This is a genomic window from Pseudomonas fluorescens, assembly GCF_000730425.1.
GTDB classification, from domain to species: Bacteria; Pseudomonadota; Gammaproteobacteria; order Pseudomonadales; family Pseudomonadaceae; genus Aquipseudomonas; species Aquipseudomonas fluorescens_X.
This window is the reverse complement of the sequence record NZ_CP008896.1, coordinates 4,874,445-4,893,219: the sequence shown is the minus strand read 5'-3', so window position 1 is coordinate 4,893,219 and position 18,775 is coordinate 4,874,445. Positions and strand designations below refer to the sequence as shown.

The 18,775-nt window shown below is 59.7% G+C and carries 13 protein-coding genes; 10 read left to right on the top strand and 3 right to left on the bottom strand.

Annotated elements, in window-relative coordinates:
• Window positions 1–19 precede the first annotated feature (19 nt).
• The 10 genes from HZ99_RS21850 (at window position 20) to HZ99_RS21805 (ending at window position 15,254) form a co-directional block, all read left to right on the top strand.
• Window positions 20–1,447 carry a sigma-54-dependent transcriptional regulator gene (locus HZ99_RS21850; protein ID WP_038446005.1) on the top strand — a complete coding sequence of 476 codons (1,428 nt, stop codon included), beginning with the start codon at window positions 20–22 and terminating at the stop codon, window positions 1,445–1,447.
• Window positions 1,448–2,160: 713 nt separating this feature from the next.
• Window positions 2,161–3,558 (top strand): polynucleotide adenylyltransferase PcnB, encoded by a 1,398-nt coding sequence (locus HZ99_RS21845; protein ID WP_038446003.1) that lies wholly within the window; start codon window positions 2,161–2,163, stop codon window positions 3,556–3,558.
• Between the two features lie 3 nt (window positions 3,559–3,561).
• Entirely contained in the window at window positions 3,562–4,047 is a 486-nt protein-coding gene (gene folK, locus HZ99_RS21840) for a 2-amino-4-hydroxy-6-hydroxymethyldihydropteridine diphosphokinase (protein WP_038446001.1), read from the top strand.
• Window positions 4,048–4,409: 362 nt separating this feature from the next.
• Complete coding sequence (panB, locus tag HZ99_RS21835; RefSeq protein WP_038445999.1) at window positions 4,410–5,210, top strand: 3-methyl-2-oxobutanoate hydroxymethyltransferase; 801 nt, start codon at window positions 4,410–4,412, stop codon at window positions 5,208–5,210.
• Window positions 5,207–6,061, top strand: coding sequence for a pantoate--beta-alanine ligase (panC, locus tag HZ99_RS21830; RefSeq protein ID WP_038445997.1), 855 nt, complete (start codon window positions 5,207–5,209; stop codon window positions 6,059–6,061). Before panB ends, panC begins: the two co-directional genes overlap by 4 nt.
• A gap of 356 nt (window positions 6,062–6,417) precedes the next feature.
• Window positions 6,418–8,082, top strand: coding sequence for a glucose-6-phosphate isomerase (pgi, locus tag HZ99_RS21825; RefSeq protein ID WP_038445995.1), 1,665 nt, complete (start codon window positions 6,418–6,420; stop codon window positions 8,080–8,082).
• Between the two features lie 181 nt (window positions 8,083–8,263).
• Complete coding sequence (gene acs / locus HZ99_RS21820; protein ID WP_038445993.1) at window positions 8,264–10,201, top strand: acetate--CoA ligase; 1,938 nt, start codon at window positions 8,264–8,266, stop codon at window positions 10,199–10,201.
• A 16-nt stretch (window positions 10,202–10,217) separates the two neighbouring features.
• On the top strand, window positions 10,218–11,087 hold the full coding sequence (locus HZ99_RS21815) for an oxygenase MpaB family protein (protein ID WP_038445991.1): 870 nt from the start codon (window positions 10,218–10,220) through the stop codon (window positions 11,085–11,087).
• 109 nt (window positions 11,088–11,196) lie between these two features.
• Entirely contained in the window at window positions 11,197–12,213 is a 1,017-nt protein-coding gene (locus tag HZ99_RS21810; RefSeq protein ID WP_038445989.1) for a class I SAM-dependent rRNA methyltransferase, read from the top strand.
• Window positions 12,214–12,320: 107 nt separating this feature from the next.
• Window positions 12,321–15,254 (top strand): DUF748 domain-containing protein, encoded by a 2,934-nt coding sequence (locus tag HZ99_RS21805; protein ID WP_038445987.1) that lies wholly within the window; start codon window positions 12,321–12,323, stop codon window positions 15,252–15,254.
• A gap of 216 nt (window positions 15,255–15,470) precedes the next feature.
• Here HZ99_RS21805 and HZ99_RS21800 read toward each other — a convergent pair whose 3' ends face one another.
• The 3 genes from HZ99_RS21800 to rpsO form a co-directional block, all read right to left on the bottom strand.
• The gene (locus HZ99_RS21800; RefSeq protein WP_038445985.1) at window positions 15,471–15,818 is read right to left on the bottom strand and encodes a BON domain-containing protein; all 348 of its coding nucleotides are present in this window, start codon (window positions 15,816–15,818) and stop codon (window positions 15,471–15,473) included.
• Window positions 15,819–16,114: 296 nt separating this feature from the next.
• The gene (gene pnp / locus HZ99_RS21795) at window positions 16,115–18,220 is read right to left on the bottom strand and encodes a polyribonucleotide nucleotidyltransferase (protein WP_038445983.1); all 2,106 of its coding nucleotides are present in this window, start codon (window positions 18,218–18,220) and stop codon (window positions 16,115–16,117) included.
• 194 nt (window positions 18,221–18,414) lie between these two features.
• Window positions 18,415–18,684 carry a 30S ribosomal protein S15 gene (gene rpsO / locus HZ99_RS21790; RefSeq protein WP_003177875.1) on the bottom strand — a complete coding sequence of 90 codons (270 nt, stop codon included), beginning with the start codon at window positions 18,682–18,684 and terminating at the stop codon, window positions 18,415–18,417.
• Window positions 18,685–18,775 lie beyond the last annotated feature (91 nt).

The window sequence follows — 18,775 nt, the reverse complement described above, 5'->3', positions numbered from 1 at the left end:
CGTCGAGAGAATTGAATCAATGCCGCACATTTTGATCGTCGAAGACGAAACCATTATCCGCTCTGCCTTGCGTCGCCTGCTTGAACGCAATCAGTACCAGGTCAGCGAAGCCGGCTCGGTGCAGGAAGCCCAGGAACGCTTCAGCGTTCCCACATTCGACCTGATCGTCAGTGACCTGCGCCTGCCTGGCGCACCGGGCACCGAACTGATCAAGCTGGGCCAGGGTACGCCGGTGCTGATCATGACCAGCTATGCCAGCCTGCGCTCGGCCGTCGACTCGATGAAGATGGGCGCCGTGGACTATATCGCCAAGCCTTTCGACCACGACGAAATGCTCCAGGCGGTGGCCCGTATCCTGCGCGACCGCCAATCGGCCAGCAGTGCCTCGGCAGAACGCCCGGCCGGCAAGGCCGCCGGCGATAAACCCGGGGTCGACAACAGCAACGGCGAGATTGGCATCATCGGCTCCTGCCCGCCCATGCAGGAACTGTACGTCAAGATCCGCAAGGTTGCGCCCACCGACTCCAATGTCCTGATCCAGGGCGAGTCCGGTACCGGCAAGGAGCTGGTGGCCCGTGCCCTGCACAACCTGTCCAAGCGTGCCAAGGCACCGATGATCTCGGTGAACTGCGCGGCGATTCCCGAATCCTTGATCGAGTCCGAACTGTTCGGTCATGAGAAAGGTGCCTTTACCGGCGCCAGCGCCGGACGCGCAGGCCTGGTGGAAGCGGCGGACGGCGGCACGCTGTTCCTCGACGAAATCGGTGAGCTGCCCCTGGAAGCCCAGGCGCGCCTGCTGCGGGTATTGCAGGAAGGTGAGATACGCCGGGTCGGCTCGGTACAGTCGCAAAAAGTCGATGTGCGCCTGATTGCAGCGACTCACCGCGACCTGAAAAGCCTGGCGAAAATCGGCCAGTTCCGCGAAGACTTGTATTACCGCCTGCACGTGATCGCCCTCAAACTGCCGGCCTTGCGTGAACGCGGTGCAGACGTCAACGAGATTGCCAATGCATTCCTGTTGCGCCAGAGCGCACGGGTCAACCGTACCGACCTGACGTTTGCGACCGACGCCGAACAGGCCATCCGCCACTATTCATGGCCAGGTAACGTGCGCGAGCTGGAAAACGCTGTTGAACGGGCCGTAATCCTCTCGGAGAGCCCGCAGATCTCTGCCGAGCTGCTGGGCATCGATATTGAACTGAGTGATCTGGACGATGACGACTTCATTGGCCTTGCACCGCAACAGGGCGGCAGTAACACCAGCCACGAGCCTACGGAAGACTTGTCACTGGAAGACTACTTCCAACACTTCGTCCTGGAGCACCAGGACCATATGACCGAGACGGAGCTGGCACGTAAACTCGGTGTCAGCCGCAAGTGCCTCTGGGAGCGACGCCAGCGCCTGGGCATTCCACGGCGCAAGACCGGGGTTGCCAGCGAAAGCTGAGGCCGACTCACATCGGGTAACACCCTAAACGTGAAAAAACTGTTACCTCAGATATTCACGTAACAGAAAGCCGGGGCTTACGGTAACGAAGCCCCGGCTTTTTTTCGCCCGCCAGACACCTAGAAACCGGTCAACCCCCTGATTTTGCTGGGGCTCGCAAAAGTTGGCACGCCCCCTGCTATATGCTTAGTACAAAAACAATAAAAAGCACCGTACACACACAATAAAAATAAGACGAATCGACTCACGCACAATAAAAACAACACGGCGGAGGCGCAGCTAACTGATTCTTTTGGAGAGGCGTTGCATTTGGGGCTTGCCCCGCAACCAGGCCGAGAACAACAAAAACTGCCCCAAGGCAGAGCCTGAACTGGTTGGATCATCGATCATAGCAACACAGCGACCAAAGCAATCCGTTTGCTCTTGACTCCCGGTTGGGAGTGTCATGAAAGTCAAACTTCATGACGAGGGCGATCAACAAAAACAAGAAGCCCGAAACCAATAATAAAAATAGAGCACGCAACTACTTTCTGGGGGAGCTTCGGCTCCCCTTGTAGTTTCTGCGATTTGAGCGTCAAAGCGGCCTCATTTAAGCATCCGACTCAGCGCGTGCAGCTAGTTCCTACACCATCCCCTGACTAAATGCTAGAATCCCGGCCCATCATGCGGTCATTCTTCGTTATGGCCGAACATTCCTTCAAACAGTGCATCCCATGCTGAAGAAGTTGTTCCAGTCATTCCGTTCCCCCTTGCGTCGTACGCAACACATTCGCAGCACGCCTGAAGTGCTCAACAGCAATCAACATTCGCTGCAGCGCGCCCAGTTCAGCCGTTATGCGGTGAACATCGTCGAACGCCTGCAGAACGCCGGCTATCAGGCCTACCTGGTCGGCGGTTGCGTGCGCGACATGTTGCTCAACATCACTCCCAAGGATTTCGACGTCGCCACCAGCGCCACGCCAGAACAAGTGCGCGCCGAGTTTCGCAACGCACGGATCATCGGGCGGCGCTTCAAGTTGGTGCATATCCACTTTGGCCGCGAGATCATCGAGGTCGCGACCTTCCGCGCAGGCCACCCGCAAAACGATGAAGAGGAAGACAGCAACCAGTCCTCCCGCAACGAAAGCGGACGTATCCTGCGCGACAATGTGTATGGCACCCTGGAAGAAGACGCGCAGCGCCGCGATTTCACCATCAATGCCCTCTATTACGATCCGGTCAGCGAACGCATCCTCGATTACGCCAACGGCGTGCACGATATTCGCAATCATCTGATCCGCCTGATCGGCGACCCTACGCAGCGCTACCAGGAAGACCCGGTGCGCATGCTGCGGGCCGTGCGCTTTGCCGCCAAGCTGAACTTCGGTATCGAGAAACACACGGCCGCGCCAATTCGCGAACTGGCGCCGATGCTGCGGGAAATCCCCTCGGCGCGCCTGTTCGAGGAAGTGCTCAAGCTGTTCCTTTCCGGGCATGCGGCCGACACGTTTGAAATGCTGGTGGACTTGCAGTTGTTCGACCCACTGTTCCCGGCCAGCGCCGACGCACTGGAGCACAATCCGACATACACCCACACGCTGATCAGCGAAGCGTTGATCAACACTGACCTGCGGATCAAACAGAACAAACCGGTCACCCCGGCATTCCTGTTTGCCGCCCTGCTCTGGCCTGCCTTGCCAGCCCGGGTGCTGCGCCTGCAGAACCGTGGCATGCCGCCGATTCCGGCAATACAGGAAGCCGCGCACGAACTGATCACCGAACAGTGCCAGCGCATCGCGATCCCCAAGCGTTTCACCCTGCCGATCCGCGAGATCTGGGACATGCAGGAACGTCTGCCACGACGCAGTGGCAAACGTGCCGATCTGCTGCTGGACAACCCGCGCTTCCGTGCCGGCTATGACTTCCTGCTGCTGCGTGAAAGCGCCGGCGAACAGACCGATGGCCTGGGCGAATGGTGGACCGACTACCAGGACGCCAATGACAGCGAACGTCGCGAGATGATTCGTGAGCTCAGCAGCAAAGGCGAAGCCACTGGCGAGGGGCCGAAAAAACGCCGCCGCAGCAGTGGCAGCAAACGCAAGCGCAGTGCCGCCGATACCTCTGGCGAATAAGCGGTGGAGCGTATCTACATCGGCATGGGCAGCAACCTCGCGGCCCCGCAGCAGCAATTGCGCAATGCCATCGAGGCGTTGACGCAGTTGCCGAACACTACATTCGTGGGTGTTTCTGCCTTCTATCAAAGTGATTCCCTGCTGCCCGGCCAGCCACGCTACACCAATGCGGTGGCGGCGCTGGACAGCACCCTCGCACCGCTGGAACTGCTCGACGCCTTGCAAGCCATCGAGAACGACCAAGGCCGCGAACGCCTTGAGCGCTGGGGCCCACGCACCCTGGACCTGGATATCCTGCTGTTTGGCGATCGCCTGATCGATGAGCCACGCCTGAAGGTGCCGCATTACCAGATGCATCTAAGGGCGTTTGTGCTGTATCCGCTGGCTGAGCTGGCGCCTGCCACTTTGCAACTACCTGACAGCCGCCCACTCAATGACCTGCTCGCCGAATGCCCGTTCGTCGGCCTGGAACGCCTCCCTACAGCCTGACGCCCCCTGTAGGAGCCGGCTTGCCGGCGATAGCATGACTTCGGCACACCTGACACACCGGGTCGCCCGCATCGCCGGCAAGCCAGCGCCTACATTGATCTCCAGCGCTAGCCAAAATGTGTTCCAGCCTGCTGAATCGCATCAGTAACAGCGGTAACACCCCACTCGTAACAATGCGGTAACACATCCAATTGACTTCCAGAGTTCTCCTCACGACTATAGGCGTCCCGCTGCCGCCAACCCGGCGCTGAAGGGCGCAATCCAGGCCTTATAAGCACTGCTCTGAAGAAAGTGCGCCTGTATAAACGAAGACTCACGCGCGTTACTCGCTGTTTCCAAGCGCCTGAACGAGGACCCTTTTCATGCCAGACATTACCCTGACCACCTTGCAGAGCCTCAAGCTCAAAGGTGAAAAAATCGCCATGCTGACCTGCTATGACGCCACCTTCGCCCAGGCCTGCTGCCAGGCCGGCGTCGAGGTGTTACTGGTGGGCGACTCCCTGGGCATGGTTCTTCAAGGGAATGACAGCACGCTGCCCGTCACCACAGACGAGCTTGCCTACCACACCGCCAGCGTCAAGCGCGGTAACGAAGGCGCCTTTATCATCGCCGACCTGCCGTTCATGGGTTACGCAACGCTTGAGCAGACCTTCCAGAATGCCGGCAAGCTGATGCAGGCCGGGGCACACATGATCAAGGTGGAAGGTGCCGTGTGGCTCGCCGAATCAATCCGCCTGCTGGCTGAGCGCGGTGTGCCGGTGTGTGCGCACATGGGCCTGACGCCGCAGTCGGTGAATATCCTCGGCGGCTACAAGGTGCAGGGCCGCAATGAAGCCCAGGCGCGGCAGATGCGTGCCGATGCCATCGCCCTGGAGCAGGCCGGCGCCGCGATGATCGTGCTCGAATGCGTGCCAAGCGAGCTGGCTGAAGAGATCACCCTGGCGGTTAAAATCCCGGTGATCGGTATTGGCGCGGGCAGCGCGACTGACGGACAGGTCCTGGTGCTGCACGACATGCTCGGCCTTAACCTCACCGGTCGTGCACCGAAATTCGTGAAGAACTTCATGGCCGGCCAGGACAGTATCCAGGCGGCACTGAACGCCTATGTCGCCGAAGTCAAAGCCGTTACCTTCCCAGGCATCGAACACGGATTCTCTGCATGAATACCGTAAAAACCCTGCGCGAACTGCGGGCCGCCGTCACGCACGCACGCAGCGCCGGCAAGCGCATTGGCTTCGTGCCCACCATGGGCAACCTGCATGCCGGCCATGCCACGCTGGTGACACGGGCCGCCGAGCAAGCCGACTTCGTGGTGGCGAGTATTTTCGTCAACCCCCTGCAGTTTGGCGCCGGCGAAGACCTGGACAAGTACCCACGCACCCTCGCCGCCGATCAGGAAAAGCTGCTGGTGGCGGGCTGCAACCTGCTCTTTGCCCCTACGGTTGACGAAATGTACCCCGGCGGCATGACCGTGCAGACCCGGGTCAGCGTGCCGCAATTGTCCGAAGGCCTGTGCGGCGCCAGCCGTCCGGGTCACTTCGAGGGCGTGGCGACGGTGGTGAGCAAGTTGTTCAACATGGTCCAGCCTGACCTCGCGGTGTTCGGGCAAAAGGACTACCAGCAACTGGCGGTGATCCGCGCCATGGTGCGCGACCTGAATATGCCGATCCAGATCATTGGCGAGCCCACCGTGCGCGCCGAGGACGGCCTGGCGCTGTCCTCGCGCAACGGTTACCTGACTGAAGAACAGCGCGCCATCGCTCCGGTGCTGTACCGCAGCCTCAGTCATATCGCCGCTGCCATTGAGAACGGTGACCGCGACTTTACCAAACTGCGTGCCGAGCAGATCCAGCACATCGAGGCCGCCGGCCTGCGCATGGACTATCTGGAAGTTCGCCAGGGCCAACATCTACGCCCTGCAACCGCCGAGGATCGTGATGTGGTGATCCTGGTCGCCGCCTACCTGGGTGCGACCCGGTTGATCGACAACCTGCACCTCAATCTGCCTGCCTGAAGCTGGCGATACTCCAATGTGCGAACAGGCTTGTGTGGGAGCGGGCTTGTTCGCGATTGCGGTGGGTCGGCAAAAACTTTGAGACTGACAGTCCGCCATCGCGAGCAAGCCCGCTCCCACAATGGTTTTGTAGCGTTCCTCAAAGCCCCGGTATAAAAAAGTACCGGCCTGCGCGCAGACAAAGCCAAGACATATCGACACGCTAGGTTTAATGTAATCGCCCTACGCTGTGCATTGGCGTTGACGCAGTCGACCGGAACCCGTCGTTTCTCAGTGGCTGTTTGATAAAAGCCGGACGTTCCGGACATTCAAGTGTCCCAAAAGTAGTCCCCGTAATAAAAAGGAAACCCGCAGCGATGGCGTATTACCGCACCCCCCATGACGTTACCGCTCTGCCCGCCTGGCAAGCGCTCAATCAACATCGCCAAGCCATGCAGGATTTCAGCATGCGCGACGCGTTCAATGCCGATCCCCAGCGCTTTACCCAATTCACGTTGAGCAGCTGCGGACTGTTCCTCGATTACTCGAAAAACCTGATTACGCCGCAAACCCGCGACCTGCTGGTAGGCCTGGCAAACGAAGTGGATCTCAAAGGCGCGATCAAGGCGCTGTTCGACGGCGAGCCGGTCAACTCTTCGGAAGGTCGTCCGGCGCTGCACACCGCACTGCGCCGTCCGGTGGGCGACAAGCTGTCGGTCAACGGCACCAATATCATGCCTGACGTGCATAAAGTGCTGAACCAGATCACCGATCTGGTGGGGCGCATCCATGACGGCCTGTGGCGCGGCTACACCGAAAAGCCGATCACTGATGTGGTCAACATCGGCATCGGTGGTTCGTTCCTCGGCCCGGAACTGGTCTCTGAAGCACTGTTGTCCTACGCCCATAAAGGCGTGCGCTGCCACTACCTGGCGAATATCGACGGCAGTGAGTTCCACGAACTGACCCAGAAGCTGCGTGCCGAGACCACCCTGTTTATCGTCTCGTCGAAATCCTTCAACACCCTGGAAACCCTGAAAAATGCCCAGGCCGCCCGCGCCTGGTACCTGGCCCAGGGTGGCTCCGAAGCCGAGCTGTATCGCCACTTCATCGCCGTGTCGAGCAACAACGCGGCGGCCGTGGCCTTTGGTATCCGTGAAGAAAACATCTTCCCGATGTGGGATTGGGTCGGCGGTCGTTATTCGCTGTGGTCGGCCATCGGCTTGCCTATCGCCCTGGCCATTGGCATGTCCAACTTCAAGGAACTGCTGTCTGGCGCCTACTCCATGGACCAGCACTTCCAGAACGCCCCGTTCGAGCAGAACATGCCTGTGCTACTGGGCCTGCTAGGGGTGTGGTACGGCAACTTCTGGGGCGCGCAGAGCCACGCGATCCTGCCGTACGACCATTACCTGCGCAACATTACCAAGCACCTGCAACAACTGGACATGGAATCCAACGGCAAGAGCGTACGCCAGGACGGCAAGCCGGTAGCGGTCGACACGGGCCCGGTGATCTGGGGCGGCGTGGGCTGCAACGGCCAGCACGCCTACCATCAGTTGCTGCACCAGGGCACCCAGTTGATTCCGGCCGACTTCATTGTGCCGATCGTCAGCTTCAACCCGGTCTCCGACCATCACCAGTGGCTGTATGCCAACTGCCTGTCCCAGAGCCAGGCCCTGATGCTCGGCAAGACTCGCAGCGAAGCCGAAGCCGAACTGCGTGATAAAGGCATGGCCGAAGACGAAGTACAGAAACTGGCCCCGCACAAAGTGATCCCGGGCAACCGTCCGAGCAACACCCTGGTGGTCGAGCGGATCAGCCCGCGTCGCCTGGGCGCACTGGTGGCGATGTATGAGCACAAGGTGTTCGTGCAGAGCGTCATCTGGGGCATCAACGCCTTTGACCAATGGGGCGTGGAACTGGGCAAGGAACTGGGCAAAGGCGTCTACAACCGCCTGACAGGTGCCGAGGAAACCTCGGCCGAAGATGCCTCGACCCAGGGCCTGATCAACTACTTCCGCGGTCGCCACCGCGGTTGATGTGATCGGCACTACAATCAGGGACTGAACCTGCACAGGCGCCCCTGTGTAGGCGCTGGCTTGCAGCGACGCGTTCACCTCGGCTCCACTGAGTACCGAGATGATGCTATCGCTGGCAAGCCAGCTCCCACAGGGCCCCGCCTTGAGCTCTTGTATCCATGACAAGAAGAGGGATCCCTGTATGTTCGATATCAGCCAGTTTCCCCATGCCGATGCCGTGCGCCGTGCGGCGCAACTGAGTCAAGAGGACTACCAGCGCCTCTATCGACAATCCATCGAGCAGCCCGATACTTTCTGGGCCGAACAGGCCAAGGCCTTGCTCGACTGGATCACCCCCTGGCAGATCGTCCAACACTGCGATATCAACACCGGCGCCGCACAATGGTTTGCCGGCGGCCAATTGAACGTCAGCTACAACTGCATTGACCGTCACCTGGCGCAACGCGCCGACCAGCCGGCCTTTATCTGGGAAGGCGATGATCCTGCAAAATCGTCCAAAATCACCTACCGCCAACTTCATCAAAACGTCAGCCGCCTGGCCAATGTGCTGAAAAGCCGTGGCGTGAAGAAAGGCGACCGGGTGTGTATCTACATGCCGATGATTGCAGAAGCCGCCTACGCAATGCTGGCCTGCACGCGGATTGGCGCGGTGCACTCGGTGGTGTTTGGCGGGTTCTCGCCCGACGCCCTGCGCAACCGCATTCTCGATGCCGACTGCCGCACGGTGATCACCGCTGACGAAGGTATGCGCGGCGGCAAGCCCGTGGCACTGAAACAGAATGTCGATAAAGCCCTGGCCGGTTGTCCGAATGTCACGACAGTGTTGGTGGTAGCGCGTACCGGCGCCGCTGTGGCCTGGACCGAGGGGCGCGACCTCAAGTATCAACAGGCCGTGGACGCGGTCAGCGGCGAATGCCCGCCCGAACCGATGGGCGCCGAAGACCCGCTGTTTATCCTCTATACCTCCGGCAGTACCGGCAAGCCCAAGGGCGTGCTGCACACCACCGGCGGCTATCTGCTGCAAGCGGCGATGACCTTCAAGTATGTACTCGACTATCGCCAAGGCGAGGTGTTCTGGTGCACCGCCGACGTCGGCTGGGTTACCGGCCACAGTTACATCGTGTACGGGCCACTGGCCAATGGCGCCACCTCCCTGATGTTCGAGGGCGTGCCAGGCTACCCGGACAGCTCGCGCTTCTGGCAGGTCATCGACAAGCACCAGGTGAATGTTTTCTACACCGCGCCCACCGCCCTGAGGGCCCTGATGCGCGAGGGCCATGGCCCGCTGGAAAACACGTCCAGGGCCAGCCTGAGAGTGCTCGGCAGTGTCGGCGAACCCATCAACCCACAAGCCTGGGAGTGGTATTTCAACGCCGTAGGGGAGCAGCGCTGCCCGATTATCGATACCTGGTGGCAGACCGAGACCGGCGCCATCATGCTCAGCCCGCTGGTCAGCGCGCGGCGTATCAAACCCGGCTGCGCCACCCAGCCGATGTTTGGGGTCCAGCCGGTCTTGCTCGACGAGCAGGGCAAGGAAATCAGCGGCGCCGGCAGTGGCGTCCTGGCGATCAAGTCCAGTTGGCCAGGGCAGATCCGCAGTGTGTATGGCGACCCCCAGCGGATGATCGACACCTACTTCAAACCCTATCCCGGCTATTACTTTACCGGCGACGGCGCACGGCGCGACGAGGATGGCGACTACTGGATCACCGGGCGTATCGATGACGTGATCAACGTCTCCGGCCATCGCATCGGCACCGCCGAAGTGGAAAGCGCACTGGTGTTACATGACCAGGTGGCCGAAGCCGCCGTCGTCGGCTATCCCCATGACCTCAAGGGCCAGGGCATTTACGCCTTTGTCACGTTGATGAAGGGCGTCGAGCCCAGCGACGCGCTGAAAAAACACCTGCTGGAACTGGTCAGCAAGGAAATCGGTAGTTTCGCCAAGCCCGAGCTGATCCAATGGGCACCAGCCTTGCCCAAAACCCGTTCAGGCAAGATCATGCGGCGAATCCTGCGCAAGATCGCCTGCAACGAGCTGGACAGCCTGGGCGATACGTCAACCCTGGCCGATCCGAGCGTAGTCGACGGCCTGATCGACAAGCGCTTGAACCGATAGGAGCCCCCAAGCCACCATGGAATTTCTGCGCAACCGTATCGAGTCCCAGTTGATGAGCCTGACGGGCCTGTCCCTGGGCAACCTGGACCTGGAAAGCCCCAAGGGCGACCCGGGGCTGTTCGGGCCGGGCTCGGTCAGTTGGAAGGTCCATGGAGACTTCAGCAGCATGCTGATCGGCGGCATCAGCGCCTTGATGTTGCAGGCGCTGCATCCCCTGGCGCTGGCCGGCGTGTGGGACCATTCGAACTTTCGCCAGGACATGCTCGGGCGTTTGCGCCGTACCTCGCAGTTTATTTCCGGTACCACCTTTGGTTCGCGTCGCGATGCGTTATGGCTGATCGAAAAGGTGCGCACCATTCACCTGCAAGTGGTCGGGCATGCGCCTGACGGGCGCCCTTACGCGGCCAGCGACCCTGAATTGCTGACCTGGGTCCACGTCGCCGAAGTCAGCAGCTTTCTCGCGGCGCACCTGCGCTACAAAAACCCGGATTTATCCCCCAGGGATCAGGACCGCTACTACAGCGAGATTGCACTGGTCGCCGAGCAACTGGGGGCTCGGCATGTGCCGCGCTCAAAGCAGGAGATTTCGGATTATCTGCAACGTATTCGCCCACAACTGCTGTGTGACGAGCGCAGCCGTGAAGTGTTGCGCCTATTGCTCGATGCCCCGGCGCCCAGCGCGCTGGCCAAGCCGTTCGGCGCGCTGATGATGCAAGCCGGTATCGACCTGCTGCCGGACTGGGCGGGTGACATGCTGGATCAACAACAAAGCCCGCTGCAACGCCAACTGATCCGTGCAGGAGTCAGACGTAGCGCACCGCTGCTGCGCTGGGCAATGCGCAATGGCTCGGTGCAAAGGGCCCACAGACGAATGGGCCTTCTGTAACAACGCCGCTTCTTGTAGGCGTTGGCGCCAGCGATAACAGCCTGCCTGCCCCGGCGCCTACAGGAACTGTTAAACTTGCCCGCTTAAATTCCCCAGCAAGGCGCGCTCCATGTCGTCCCTGAATCAGGCGCTGCGCGCCGCCCTCGATTACCGTCAAGACCTGCTCGCCGAGTTGCATGCCCAAGGTACCGATTGCTACCGGCTGTTCCATGGCAGCCAGGAAGGGGCCGGTGGCTTGACCGTCGACCGCTACGGCCCGCAGTTGATGGTACAGAGCTTTCACCAGCCCCTGGACAGCGATGAGCTGCTGCAATTGCACCTGATGATCAACCAGTACCTGGGGCTGGAATTACTGTTGGTTTATAACGACCGTTCCCGCGGCAACTCGCGTATCGACCGCGAAGACACGGTGTACCGCGCCGAACCCGCAGCCCTGGAAGACCTGGTCGGCCATGAGTGGGGCCTGAACTATCGTGTGCGAGGTCGTCACCCCGGGCAGGATCCGCTGCTGTTCCTGGACCTGCGCAATACCCGTGGCTGGGTCAAGGCACACAGCGCCGGCAAAAGCGTGCTGAACCTGTTTGCCTACACATGCGGCGTCGGCCTCAGCGCTGCGGCCGGCGGGGCCCGCGAGGTGTGCAACCTGGACTTCGCCGAAGGCAACCTGGCCGTCGGGCGTGAAAACGGCGAGTTGAACCCGCAACTGGCGCCCATGGGCTTTGTACAGTCCGATTACTTCCCGGCAATCCGTCAGTTGGCCGGGCTGCCGATTACCCAGCGTCGCGGGCAAAAACTGCCGAGCTATCCGCGCCTGGAACAACGTCAATATGACCTGGTGCTGCTCGACCCGCCGGCGTGGGCCAAGAGCGCCTTCGGCACCGTGGACCTGCTGCGTGACTACCAGAGCCTGCTCAAGCCGGCATTGCTGGCCACTGCCGACAATGGCGTACTGATCTGCTGCAACAACCTGGCAAAAGTCAGCATGGATGACTGGCGCGGGCAGGTCTTGCGCTGCGCTGAAAAAGCCGGCCGGCCCGTCCGTGACTGGAAAGTGATGACACCCGGCGCCGACTTTCCCTCACAAGACCAGCAGCCCCCGCTGAAAACCCTGATCCTACAGTTGTAGGATTGCCCTGAAAGGCCTGGCCTGGCGTAATAAAGGCGCAGTTCTTCGGAACCGTAAACCCGTGCCATACTCCAAGGCACTCTTGATCGACATAGATGGCGTCACCCATGCCCAAAGGATTGATTCGCGCCGCAGGCGCCTTGCTGACCGCCCTTGCACTCTACAGCTTGCTGGGCTTCCTGATTCTGCCTGGTATTGCGCTTCGCGTGGCCAACCAACAATTGGCCAACTACGCCACTGTGCCGGCCCGCATCGAACGTATCGAGCTCAACCCGTTCAGCCTGGAGCTGACCCTCTGGGGCCTGAAAATCGGTGAGCCCGGCAAGGAACAGGTGGGTTTCGAACGCCTCTACGCCAACTTGCAGATCGACAGCCTCTGGACCCGCGCCCTGCACTTGGCCGATGTGCAGTTGGACAAGCCGAAGACCGAAATCCTCTTCGATAAAGCCGGCACGCTCAACCTGGCGCAACTGTTCAAATTGCCGCCGAGCGAACCGACACCCGATGACCCCGAGAGCAAACCCTTCCCGCTGCGCATCGAGCGCATCAAGCTGGCGGGCGGCTACGTGCACTTCGAAGACGTGCGCCCCAGCGAACCTATCGAGTTTCTCTACGACAAACTCGACTTCGAGCTGAAGAACCTCAGCACCCTGCCCGAAGACAATGCCGACATGACCCTGGTCGCAGCCGGGCCCGAAGGCGGCCAGCTCGACTGGACCGGCAATTTCAGCCTGGTGCCGATCGCCTCCGAGGGTAAGCTCAAGGTCACGGATGGCAAGATGAAAGTCTGGTGGCCCTATGTGCGGGACGCCTTGCCTCTGGTCCTGGAAGATGGCGTGCTCAACTTCAGCACCGACTACAAGCTGAACCTGGCCAAAGAAACCGAACTGAACCTGACCAACGTCTCCGCGAGCATCGCCCCCTTCGCGATCAAGGCCCCGGATGGCCGGCCACTGGCGCGCCTGGAGCGCCTGGATGTCAGCGAAACCTCGATCGACCTGGCCAAGCAGCAGGTGATTGTGGGCAAGATCCGCAGTAACAAGCTCGAAACCTGGGCCGCCCGCGAAGCCGACGGCCAACTGGACTGGCAGAAACTGTTCGCCAGCCAGCCAAGCAAGCCGGCCGCCAAGCCTGAGCCAGCAACAGCCCCCGCCACGGCCGACTCGCCAAAACCCGAACCGACAGCGCCGAGCAAGCCTTGGCAAGTGCTGCTCAAGGATGTGCAACTGCGCAACTACCAGGTGCACCTGGCTGATCGTCAGGTAAAACCTGCGGTAGCGCTGGAACTGGGCCCGCTGAATGTCGATGTACAAGACTTCGACAGCCTCAATCAAAGCCCCTTCACGCTCAAGATCGACAGTGGCCTGGGCAAACAGGGCAAGATCCAGGCGAGCGGCCAGGTCAACCTGAACCCGGTCAGCGCCACGTTGAAAGTCGACACCAAGGATATCGACCTGCGGGTTGCCCAGTCCTATATCAGCCCATTCATCCGCCTGGAACTGCGTAGCGGCATGCTGGGCAGCAACCTGGATGTGAACCTCAAGAGTACCGAGCCCCTCGCGCTGCAGATCACCGGCCGCGCACAAGTGGACCAATTGCACACCCTGGACACCCTCAAGACCCGCGACTTCCTCAAGTGGCAGCGCCTGGTGGTGGAAGGCTTGAATTACCAGCACGGCAACAGCCTGTCGATCGACAAGATCAACCTGCTGCAACCCTATGCCCGCTTTATGATCAATGATGATCGCACCACCAACGTCGATGACCTGCTGATCCCGCAGCCAGCCGACAGTGGCGCCAAATCAGCCGCCAAATCCAGCGCAAGCAACGAAAAGCCCCTGGGCATCCGTATCGGGCAGATCGCGATCAATGATGGCTCGGCCAATTTCGCCGACTTCAGCCTCACGCCGAACTTTGCCACGGCGATCCAGCAACTCAATGGCCAGATCGGCACCATCGACAGTCGCCAGGCCAAGCCGGCCAGCGTCGATATCAAGGGCAAGGTTGACCGCTATGCGCCCGTGACCATCAAGGGCAGCGTGAACCCGTTTGACCCAATGGCCGCGCTGGATATCGCCACCAGCTTCAAACGCGTAGAGCTGACCACCCTGACTCCGTACTCCGGCAAGTTCGCCGGGTTCCGTATCCGCAAGGGCCGGCTCAACCTGGATCTGCACTACGTGATCACCAAGGGCCAGTTGAAGGCCGAGAACAAGGTGGTAGTGGAGCAACTGCAATTGGGTGAGAAGGTCGACAGCGCAGATGCGGTAGACCTGCCGATTCGCCTGGCGATTGCCCTGCTCAAGGACACCGACGGCAAGATCTCCATCGAGTTGCCGGTGACCGGCGACTTGAACAACCCGCAATTCAGCGTGATGCCGATTGTCTGGCAAACCCTGCGTAACCTGGTAGTGCGTGCGGCAACCGCGCCATTCAAGTTTATTGGCGGGCTGGTCACCGGCGGCGGCTCGGAAGACCTTGGCAACGTGTCCTTCGCCGCAGGCTCCAGCGCCTTGAGCAAAGATGCCGAGTCGGCCCTGGACAGCCTCGCCAAGGCCCTCAAGGAGCGCCCCGCCCTGCGCCTGGAGATCGAAGGTACTGCGGCGGCGAGCAGCGATGGCCCGTTCCTGGCAGCTGAGCGGCTTGAGCGCGAATACCAGTACAACTACTACAAGATCCTCCAGCGCCGCGGCGATAAAGTCCCAGCCCAGGCCTCGCTGCTTGTAGTGCCCGAGAAGGAAAAAGCCCCGCTGCTTGAAGGCATCTATCGCACGCGACTGAAACAACAGCCGCCGGCAGAGTGGAAAGACCTGGGTAGCGATGAACGTTCGGCGAAGCTGCGTGACGGCGTGATCAAGTTCTGGAGTGGCAGTGACGTGCTGCTGCGCCAACTGGGCCAGGACCGCGCCAGTGCGATCAAGGACTATCTGGTCGATAAGGGCCAGCTGGAAGATGACCGGGTGTACTTCATTGATGCCAACCTCGGGCAGGCAGAGAAAGATGGCCGGGTTGTCACGCCAATGCACCTGGATGCCGAGTAACTCTATTTGTAGGAGCTGGCTTGCCAGCTCCTACATTTGATATGCCAACCCCGCCAAAATGTATTCCTGCCCACAATAAAACGGGCCCCGACACAAGTGCCGGGGCCCGCAGTGACCACATCCCTGTGGTCGGTCGCATGAACCTGTAAGGTGCATTGAGCGGATATCTGCCTCGCTCGTGGCCGCCTTGCCTAAGTCCAGTCCAATTGTTACGCGTTACTCTGCTTTCAGGCCGTCGGCCGATACAGCTTTAACGCCTTTGATTTTCTTGGCGATGGCGACTGCCGTAGTCTTCTGCGCGTCGGTCACCGCAACAGTGGAGGACAGGGAAACCACGCCTTTGTTGGTTTCGACTTTGATGTCGGTACCAGGAATACCTTTCTCGGTTACCAGATCAGCTTTGACTTTAGTGGTGATCCAGGTATCGGAGGTCGCTTCCTTAGCCTTGGTCACTTCACCGGCGGCTACAACCATTGGAGCCTGGGAAGTTTGGGCGAACGCAACGTTAGCCATGGTCAGGGTCAGAGCGGTGGCAGTTGCAGCAGCGATAGCGAACTTCTTCATACGAGTAACTCCTGTTTTTTCGAAGGTCTGCAGCGTTTCAACGTTGATGCCGCAGGGTTACCAGTACTGTTGCAGGCGCTGTGCCAACTTCTGACAATACATATTTTCTTTAAAATTCAACAGCTTATAAATTTATCCAATTTTCGAAATCGTGCAACTTGCATGAAGCCCACCCTGCCTGCATGCAAGTTGCGGCTTTTGCCTTGGGCTAAACAGCTGATTTACCTTCACTTTCCCGCCGCCATAAAAAAAGGACTCCGAAGAGTCCTCTTTTTCAGCGTAAAGCCTGGGAGTGATTAAACGCCCGAAGCCTTGGCTGCTGCTACGTCCTTGATGGACAGCTTGATACGGCCGCGGTTGTCCACGTCCAGTACCAGCACTTCCACTTCCTGGCCTTCTTTCAGGATGTCGGTCACTTTCTCTACACGAGCATCGCTCAGCATGGAGATGTGAACCAGGCCATCCTTGCCCGGCAGGATGTTGACGAATGCGCCGAAGTCGACGATGCGCTCAACCTTACCGACGTAGATCTTGCCAATCTCGGCTTCTGCGGTGATGCCCAGGACGCGCTGGCGTGCCGCTTCAGCCGCTTCCTTGGTTTCGCCGAAGATCTTGATCGAACCGTCGTCTTCGATATCGATCGAGGCCTTGGTTTCTTCACAGATCGCACGGATGGTCGCGCCGCCTTTACCGATAACATCACGGATTTTGTCGGTGTCGATTTTCATCGCGATCATGGTCGGAGCATTTTCCGACAGCTCAGTGCGGGACTGACCAATGATCTGGTTCATCTGGCCGAGGATGTTCAGGCGCGCTTCCAGGGCTTGGCCCAGGGCGATCTCCATGATTTCTTCGGTGATGCCTTTGATCTTGATGTCCATCTGCAGCGCGGTAACACCTTTGGCGGTACCGGCTACCTTGAAGTCCATGTCGCCCAGGTGGTCTTCGTCACCCAGGATGTCGGTCAGGACGGCGAACTTCTCGCCTTCTTTAACCAAGCCCATGGCGATACCGGCAACCGGCGCCTTCATCGGCACGCCAGCGTCCATCAGCGCCAGGGAAGCACCGCAGACGGAAGCCATGGAGCTGGAACCGTTGGACTCGGTGATTTCCGATACAACACGGATGGTGTACGGGAACACGTCAGCAGCAGGCAGCATGGCCTGGACCGAACGACGAGCCAGGCGGCCGTGACCGATTTCACGACGACCAGCACCGCCCATGCGACCACACTCGCCCACCGAGAACGGCGGGAAGTTGTAGTGCAGCATGAAGGGGTCTTTTTTCTCGCCTTCCAGGGTGTCCAGCAGCTGCGCGTCACGGGCAGTGCCCAGGGTCGCGACTACCAGGGCCTGGGTTTCGCCACGGGTGAACAGCGCCGAACCGTGGGTCTTCGGCAGGACGCCGACTTCAATGTTCAGTGGACGTACGGTGCGAGTGTCGCGACCGTCAATACGTGGCTTGCCGTTAACGATGTTTTCGCGAACGGTGCGGTATTCGATTTCACCGAATGCGGCTTTGACTTCGCTGGAAGAAGGCTGGCCCTCTTCACCGGACAGCTTGGCAACAACCTGGTCCTTCAGCTCACCCAGGCGAGCATAACGGTCGGCCTTGATGGTGATGGTGTAGGCGTCGGAGATCTGTGCGCCGAACTCGGAGCGGATAGCACCCAGCAGTGCGGTGGCTTCTGGCTGAGGAGCCCAGGTCCAGGTCGGCTTGGCAGCTTCGGCAGCCAGCTCTTTAACAGCGTTGATCACAACCTGGAACTCGTCGTGAGCAAACAGTACGGCACCCAGCATCTGGTCTTCGGTCAGCTCTTTGGCTTCCGACTCAACCATCAACACAGCTTCCGAGGTACCGGCAACGACCATGTCCAGGCTCGATGCTTTCAGTTGCTCGTAAGTCGGGTTCAGCAGGTAGCCCGTGCTTTCGTGGAAAGCAACGCGAGCTGCGCCGATCGGGCCATCGAACGGAATGCCGGAGATGGCCAGGGCAGCCGAAGTACCGATCATCGCAGCGACGTCCGGATCGGTTTTCTTGCTGGTGGACAGAACGGTGCAGACGACCTGCACTTCGTTCATGAAGCCTTCTGGGAACAGCGGACGGATCGGACGGTCGATCAGTCGGGAAGTCAGGGTTTCTTTTTCGGAAGGACGGCCTTCGCGCTTGAAGAAACCGCCAGGGATCTTACCGGCAGCGTAAGTCTTTTCCTGGTAGTGAACAGACAGAGGGAAGAAGCCTTTGCTTGGGTCAGCGGTCTTGGCACCAACAACGGTCACCAATACGCTGACGTCGTCGTCAACGGTGACCAGCACTGCGCCGGAGGCCTGACGGGCGATACGGCCTGTCTCGAGGGTAACGGTCGACTGACCGAACTGGAATTTTTTGATTACCGGGTTCACGGTGTCCTACCTTCTTTGTGGCTCTTGGGGAACTTGTCTTCTTGCGAAATTCTTGGGCAATGTCGGGAATCGGCCCAACCCTTGTCCAGGGTAAAACGTGTATCCAGATAAAACTTGAGGCTGGGAGCCTGCCATGGGCCAGCGGGAATCCCACTGGCACACGGCAAACAACCAACCTCTAGCGCGATCGCTGATTAGCGACGCAGACCCAGGCGACCGATCAGAGTCTGATAACGACCCAGATCCTTGCCTTTCAGGTAGTCCAGCAGCTTACGACGCTGGTTTACCATGCGGATCAGACCACGACGGGAGTGGTGATCTTTACCGTTGGCCTTGAAGTGACCTTGCAGCTTGTTGATGTTGTGGGTCAGCAGTGCAACTTGCACTTCTGGCGAACCGGTGTCACCAACAGCTTGCTGATAGTCAGCTACGATTTGTGCTTTTTCTTGAACGTCGAGAGCCATGAGGCAATCCTTTTTTCAGGAAACCACCCAAAGGGCAGTTTCAACAGGCCAGGGACAAATCCCTGTATCTAAAAATGAGTGTTGACCGTGC